The sequence below is a fragment of the Pseudomonas sp. CM25 genome (assembly GCF_013179705.1).
Classification (GTDB): domain Bacteria; phylum Pseudomonadota; class Gammaproteobacteria; order Pseudomonadales; family Pseudomonadaceae; genus Aquipseudomonas.
On sequence record NZ_JABMCW010000311.1, the window covers coordinates 1 to 6404 of the forward strand.

Genomic DNA, 6404 nt, shown 5'->3' on the forward strand with positions numbered 1-6404 from the left:
GCGCCGAAACCCCAAGGTGATATTGCCCTTGTTCCAGAACACCTTCACTGGCGGGCCGTCGTCCCCGCGCACGTGCATCTGGGCGATGACCACCTTCTGCGCTGCATTGACCTTGGTCAGCGTCATGGTCTGGCGATTCCAGTGGTCGCGGGCGCTGGACAGTGTCCAGCCTTGCGTTTCCGTCCACTCGCAGCGAGTCCTGTGCGTGCTTTTGCTGGAAGCGCCTTTGGTGGGGGCAGAGAACTGGATCGAGCCATCGCCGAGCACCTTGACGATGCCAGGAAACCGCACGACCGCTTCGGCACCGTTGAGCTCGAGGGCTACAGGGTTGGTTGCGGATACGGCCACCGGGGTGGCGATGGTGAGTTTGCTGATGTCTACGGTCATGGGAGCTCCTTGCGAAATACGGAGGATGGACGACGAAATGTGCGAGCGGCCACGGACGGGCTGCGTTAGAAAAGTTAGCCGTACGCTAAATAATCGTCAATAGCCCGTAGCTAAAATAATTTCGCGTGGCGATAAATTGCCCGCTGGCAAATTTTCTGTTGATAGGGGCTTTACGCTGGTTTCGGCGGTGAGATAAGCTTTCCCTGGCTACTGTACAAATATACAGATATCAGGATGAGGCTATGTCATATCACATGAAGTCGGCGCCCGAGCTACGCCAGGAAATGACCGGAATAGAGCGGCTGAGTCTGCGGGTGTCGTCGATGATCAACCATCCGCTCGCACAGACACAGCGTTGGGTGCTGGTCCATCGCCTGGATACCGACGGTGATGCGGAGTGGGACGAGGTGATGGGCCTGCTGTCGGAAACGCCCGAACTGGACCTTACCTTCAACGACGATGACAGCGTCACGGTGCGCTGGCAGCGCAGCAGCGTAGAAGCGCGCGACGACGTTATCGTCGAGCAGGGCAGCGACCAAGGGGCGCCTTTCTGATCATCAGCAAAAGCCCGTCGGGTTGGCGGGCTTCGTACTAGACCAGGTGTGCATTCCACACCAGCAGCACCCTGGCCTGGATATACGTCTCTTCACGGCGAATCATGCGGTCCTTGTGGCGGGTATTATCGGAAATCATCTCGAAGTGATCCTCGTCCGCAATCTGCAGCCGCTTGATGTAGATATGGTCACCCCAGGAGAAGAAGTAGATCCCGTCACCCACGAACTCGCGGATACTCACGTCGACGATCAGCGGGTCGCGGTGCTTGATGGTCGGCTCCATCGACTGGCCCCAGCCGGTGACCATCTTCAGGTGATGGTGCTCGCTGAACGCCACGCCCAGTTCGCGCAGATGGCTTGGGCTGACCCGTACATCGGTGAACATCTCGGGGTAGTCGTGGGGGATCTGGCCGCCGCCCATGGCCGCCCTTACGTCGTAGTGCGCGATCCACACTTCGTCACCAACCAGACCGGGCCGAGCCCGCTCAGCCTTCACCAGGGCAGCGTCGCCCGGTTCCTCTGCGGCGGCCAGCAGCCTTTGTCGGGTTACCTCGGAAATGCCTTTGCCGCTTCTGGCCAGCATCTGTTTGACCAAGTCGGCGGCAGACAACTTGCTGTCGACCTCGATCACTGGCTGTGCCTGGCCGGCGGGCGTCATCGCGTCGAACCAGCCCCGCGGCAAGCCTTCGATGCCCTCGATGCGCCGCGCCACGTCATCGCCCAGGTTCTTGGCGGTCTTGTCCGAGAGGATCTGGCTGAGGTGCGCAGGCGCCATTCCCCAGCGCTCTGCGCAGAGTCCCTTGCGCTGGCTGCCGATCAGCTTCACCAGGTTGTGCTTGCGAATTTCGTAGATATCCATAGGTGGAAGCATGCCAGTGTTTAGCTCGTTGCTAAATGGGCGCAAAGCTAAAATGATGGTTGTGGTGAAATTAGCTGTAGGCTAAATTAAACCTGCAAACAAGGAAAGCCATCGAGACATTTTTCTCCAGGGCTGCTGACATCATCATGCGCAAAGAGGTTTACATGGACCCGACTGACCTCGGCCCGGGCACGGTTACTTGGCTGGGCGGTACAGGCACTGTGTTGCTGGGGGCATTTTTGTGGCTGCGCAAGTGGCTGTCGAGGGATGCCGCCGAGCGCGCGATGGACGCTGCGGATATCGCCGTGGTGCGCCGCCTCACTGAACTGCTCGATATCGAGCGCGACGCGCGTCGGGAGGCGCAAGCCAGGGCTGACCAGTTGGCCAGGGAGCGTAACGAGCTGGTGCTGACGGTGGGGCGGTTGCAGGGCAAGGTCGTGGCCTTGACCGGCCAGGTGAGCCGCAGTTCCCAGCCCTGAAGCCACGCCACAGGCTACCGGCAAGCAGCAAAAAAAAAGCCCGCCAGAGGGCGGGCCGGAAGGGCTTGGGGAGCAACACACAACAAATTCGGGTCAGGCAACCATAGTGCCTGGCTGCAACTGTTCAACCAATGCCTGGGCCGAGGCCAGGGTTGGCATCGGGCCGCTCACGGCTTCGCCGTTGCGCATCAGGTACCAGCACGCCAGCAGGCCCTGCTCACGCAATGAAACGGGGACAGCGCTGCCGACAACGGACATGATATGGATAGTGGCCATGGGGACCTCCTGTAGAACATGGCCCTACCATACGCAGCAGCCGGACGGGTTTGAAATCAACGCTGTCGATAGTGGTCATTAGTTCTATCAACCGTTACCAGCGCGGTGGGCCGTAGTACACCGGCGGCGGGCCATAGTAAGGGCGGTAGCCGGGCGGCGGTGGCGCCGGCGCGTAGTACGGCTGGTAATACACCGGCTGGGGTGGCGGCTGCACGTACACGGGTGGCGGCGCGTAATAAACGGGCTGGCGCTCGACGTAGACGGTGCGGTCATGCCCACCATGAACCGTCGCCCCGACCACCGCGCCAACCACCGCCGCGCCCAGCAGAGGGCCCGGCCCATACCAACCACCACCACCATGGCCGCCGCCGTGGGCGGCAGCAGGCCCGCTGATGGCCAGGGCACCGGCCAGCAGCACGATTCCGGGAATGTAACGGTTCATGGAACAACCTCGCAGTAAACCCCACTCTCGGGGCCTCATTACTATGACTCCGGTCTCTGTAAGCTGAGCACAGGGGAACGGTAAAGGTTGTGTAAGGGACGACCAGCGGTTAGCTCTGTTAGGGTGAACAAACGATTCAGTCATGACAAAGGAGCAGGTTATGTCGACAACTCCCAGCAGGGACACGGTGCTGTGCATTTCCCTGGCGGGGCGCCCTGGCACTTTCGGTGTGCGCTTTCACAATCACCTGTACCAGCAGTTGGGCCTGGATTTCTACTACAAGGCCATGCGCACCGATGACCTGCCGGCGGCGATAGGGGGCATCCGCGCGCTGGGTATCCGCGGCTGTGGAGTCTCGATGCCTTACAAAGAAGCCTGCATGGCCCTGGTCGATGAAATCGACCCGTCTGCGGCGGCCATCGAGTCGGTCAATACCCTGGTCAACACCGATGGTCACCTGAAAGCCTACAACACTGATTACCTGGCAGTGCGCCAATTGCTGGCGCAACACCAGGTGGACCCCGGCACCGCTTTTGCCTTGCGCGGTAGTGGCGGTATGGCCAAGGCGGTGGCCAGCGCCTTGCGCGATGCGGGCTTCACCGAGGGCATCATTGTCGCGCGCAACGAACAGGCCGGGCGGCAGCTGGCGGATGTCTGCGGTTACCGTTGGGTGGCGGAGCTGGGTGACCGCTGCCCGCCAATGCTGATAAATGTGACACCGGTGGGAATGGCAGGCGGGCCGGAGGCTGACCAGCTGGCGTTTTGCGAAAACGCCATTGCCGCGGCGGAGCGGGTGTTCGAGGTGGTGGCCATGCCGGCGCAGACACCGTTGATCCGCCGCGCGCAGGCGTTGCGCAAGCCGGTTATCACCGGGCTCGAGGTGATCGCGCTGCAGGCGCTGGAGCAGTTCGTGCTGTATACCGGGGTGCGGCCGACATCAGCGCAGGTAGATGCGGCGGTGGCCTACGCCCGGGATATCTGACTTACCCGAGCTGGCCCTGTCGCGGGCAAGCCTGAATGCCAGTCAGTTAAGGCTTGCCCGCGAAGTAGCCAGCGCTGGCAAAAACAGCCTCAGAATACCTTCTGCCCGTCATCCAGCTGCTGGTCGACCAACGCCCGGCCATGGGCCAGCGACACATGCTGGGCATTCTCAAGGTCGGAGAAGAACTTCATCGGCATCGACATGCGCTTGCTGGTGTGCCCGTCCGGCGCGGTGATAAGACAGCCCGCGGCATAGGGCAGGGGGGAGTCGGGATGGGGCATCACGCTGGCGGTGATGGTGTGCTTGCGGTATTCACAGTGAAGAGATTGCATCGTCCTTACCTCGCTGTGGCATGTGAAGCAGTTACCTTCATATACCACAGCAAGCGGCCGGGAGTTCCCGGGCCGACGAGCGAGCCGCGCTGACGCTTAGCCTTTGAGCTCGGTCGGCTGGATCACTTCGACCCAGTAACCATCCGGGTCCTTGACGAACGCCAGGTGGTTCATGCGCCCGTCCTGCAGGCGTTTCTGGAACGGCACGCCCAGTGCCTCGAAGCGTGCGCAGGCTTCGCGCACGTCAGGTACCGAAATGCAGATGTGGCCGAAACCGCGAGGGTCGGTGTTGCCGTTGTGATAGGCAAACTCGGCATCATTTTCGGTGCCGTGGTTGTGGGTCAGTTCCAGCACGCCGGGGATCGATTTCATCCACTGGTGGCGTGCGGCGTCATCGGCGGGGATCTGCGCCGGGTCGACCAGGGCCAGGAAGTACAGGCTGAAGGCGGCTTCGGCGAAGTCGCGTTTGTCCACCAGGCGGAAGCCCAGCACGCGGGTGTAGAAGTCCAGGGACTTCTCGATGTCCTTGACCCGCAGCATGGTGTGGTTGAAGACGAACTGGGCGGTGGCGGTATCCGGTTGTGCGGTGACACCCGGCAGGGTTTGCAGATCGTGCAGGCTCATGGGAACTCCTGAGGCAGGGCCGGGCGCAGGGCACCGGCAAAACAGACAGGCTGGCCATGATACGGCAGTGCGCCGATTGCGCAAACGAAAGCGCCCTGCACAAGGCAGGGCGCTGGAATTAGAGGCCCGCATGTGCGGGCGCGTGGGGTCGCTAGTCCTTTAGCTGTCTCGATACTGAGCCAGCCGTTGTGAAAAAAGTGTGAAGCCCATGTGCACGTTTCATCAGCGTACCCAGCTTTCTACGGTGGCGCCCCCGTACTCTTCCTTCCAGGCCTTGAGCCCGCGGTGGTTGCCACCCTTGGTCTCGATCCGCTCGCCGGTATGCGGGTTCTGGTAAACCTTCACCACGCGCGGGCGGCGCTGTTGCTTGGGCGCTGCGCTGGGGGCCCGGCTGACCGCCTTCGGGTCGAGGATGGCGATGATATCGCGCAGGCTCTTGTCATAGCTTTTCATCAGGCCGACTAGTTTCTGCTCGAATTCGATTTCGCGTTTGAGGCCGGCATCCTTTTTAAGCGTTTCCAGTTGCGCCATCTGTTCCTGGAGCGCTTTTTCGGCAGCACGAAACTCTGCAAGTCTGGACACTGTATTCACTCCTGTACGTCAGTCGTGGCAGGGCGTGACGAACATTGAAGAAGCATAAAAAAACGCCGGCCACGCGGGTGGGTTACGCTGTTCGCTGATACCGAGTGTAGTCATTCATCGGTACTGGGTAAACTGCTAACTTTTTGCAAGTAGGGTGGGAACTTTCCTAGTTTTGCGGGCGGTAACTTTCGGAATTTCGCGGCATCACCCACGGGCGGATCTAGACCATGGTCCAATTGCCCGTGGCAGACGCCTTGCGCGACAATTTCAGATAATGGCCGGCGAATGTTCGGCCCTGTCGCAGTACCGTGGCCAGCGTGTGCCACAGGTTGTTAACTCGCCCTTGATTCTGGATGTTTCCTCGCATGTTTGCCCCTTTTCCTCTCGCCCCCGGGCGTCGTGTTGCCGGCCTGTTCCTGTTGTGTGCCGGCATCAATGCCCAGGCTGCCGGTTTTCTTCAAGACAGCACTGCCAAGGTCGAAGCACGCAATGTCTATTTCAACCGGGATTTCCGAGACGGCCATAGCAGTTCCAGCCAAGGCGCTTCCAAGCGCGAAGAATGGGCGCAAGGCTTCATCCTCAATGTGCAGTCTGGTTTTACCCAGGGGCCGATAGGTTTTGGCGTGGATGCGCTGGGCATGTTTGGCTTCAAACTCGACTCCAGCCCCGGCGACAGTAACAGCGGCCTGTTGCCGTCCTCCGGACACGACCCACGCCACTCCGCCGACCAGTACGCAAAGATGGGCCTTGCCGCCAAGGTCAAGGTTTCCAGCACCGTGCTCAAGTACGGCGCAATGATGCCGGATATGCCGCTGGTCAAGTATAACGACGGTCGTCTGCTGCCGACCATGTTCCACGGCGCCATGCTGACCTCCGAAGAACTGCAT

General features: G+C 60.8%; 11 protein-coding genes. 4 read left to right on the forward strand and 7 right to left on the reverse strand.

The features are described 5' to 3' along the window. A partial coding sequence (locus tag HP546_RS23980) for a polysaccharide lyase family 7 protein (RefSeq protein WP_172230370.1) occupies positions 1-387 on the reverse strand: 387 nt, incomplete at its 3' end. A gap of 242 nt (positions 388-629) precedes the next feature. On the opposite strand from HP546_RS23980, the gene HP546_RS23985 reads away from it, so the two are divergent. Then, complete coding sequence (locus HP546_RS23985; protein ID WP_172230372.1) at positions 630-941, forward strand: DUF1654 domain-containing protein; 312 nt, start codon at positions 630-632, stop codon at positions 939-941. Positions 942-978: 37 nt separating this feature from the next. Here the strand turns inward: HP546_RS23985 and HP546_RS23990 are convergent, their stop codons facing one another. Then, the gene (locus HP546_RS23990) at positions 979-1800 is read right to left on the reverse strand and encodes a S24 family peptidase (protein ID WP_172230414.1); all 822 of its coding nucleotides are present in this window, start codon (positions 1798-1800) and stop codon (positions 979-981) included. A 164-nt stretch (positions 1801-1964) separates the two neighbouring features. Here HP546_RS23990 and HP546_RS23995 point away from each other — a divergent pair, with 164 nt between their 5' ends. Then, positions 1965-2279 (forward strand): chemotaxis protein, encoded by a 315-nt coding sequence (locus tag HP546_RS23995; RefSeq protein WP_172230374.1) that lies wholly within the window; start codon positions 1965-1967, stop codon positions 2277-2279. Between the two features lie 93 nt (positions 2280-2372). On the opposite strand, the gene HP546_RS24000 is transcribed toward HP546_RS23995, so the two are convergent. Further along, a complete protein-coding gene (locus HP546_RS24000) occupies positions 2373-2555 on the reverse strand; it encodes a hypothetical protein (RefSeq protein WP_172230376.1) in 183 nt (60 codons plus the stop codon). A 94-nt stretch (positions 2556-2649) separates the two neighbouring features. Further along, positions 2650-2997: a hypothetical protein gene (locus HP546_RS24005; RefSeq protein WP_172230378.1), complete on the reverse strand. Its 348-nt coding sequence runs from the start codon at positions 2995-2997 to the stop codon at positions 2650-2652. Between the two features lie 160 nt (positions 2998-3157). Here HP546_RS24005 and HP546_RS24010 point away from each other — a divergent pair, with 160 nt between their 5' ends. Then, positions 3158-3979 (forward strand): shikimate 5-dehydrogenase, encoded by an 822-nt coding sequence (locus HP546_RS24010; protein ID WP_172230397.1) that lies wholly within the window; start codon positions 3158-3160, stop codon positions 3977-3979. Positions 3980-4068: 89 nt separating this feature from the next. Here the strand turns inward: HP546_RS24010 and HP546_RS24015 are convergent, their stop codons facing one another. From HP546_RS24015 to HP546_RS24025, 3 genes are all read right to left on the reverse strand, one after another. After that, entirely contained in the window at positions 4069-4311 is a 243-nt protein-coding gene (locus HP546_RS24015) for a hypothetical protein (protein ID WP_172230400.1), read from the reverse strand. Positions 4312-4407: 96 nt separating this feature from the next. Beyond that, positions 4408-4935 (reverse strand): lactoylglutathione lyase, encoded by a 528-nt coding sequence (gene gloA / locus HP546_RS24020; protein ID WP_172230403.1) that lies wholly within the window; start codon positions 4933-4935, stop codon positions 4408-4410. 222 nt (positions 4936-5157) lie between these two features. Further along, positions 5158-5517, reverse strand: a complete 360-nt coding sequence (locus tag HP546_RS24025; protein WP_172230408.1) for a histone-like nucleoid-structuring protein, MvaT/MvaU family — start codon at positions 5515-5517, stop codon at positions 5158-5160. Positions 5518-5882: 365 nt separating this feature from the next. Here HP546_RS24025 and HP546_RS24030 point away from each other — a divergent pair. Then, positions 5883-6404, forward strand: a 522-nt coding sequence (locus HP546_RS24030) for an OprD family outer membrane porin (RefSeq protein ID WP_172230411.1), incomplete at its 3' end; no start/stop codon positions are given.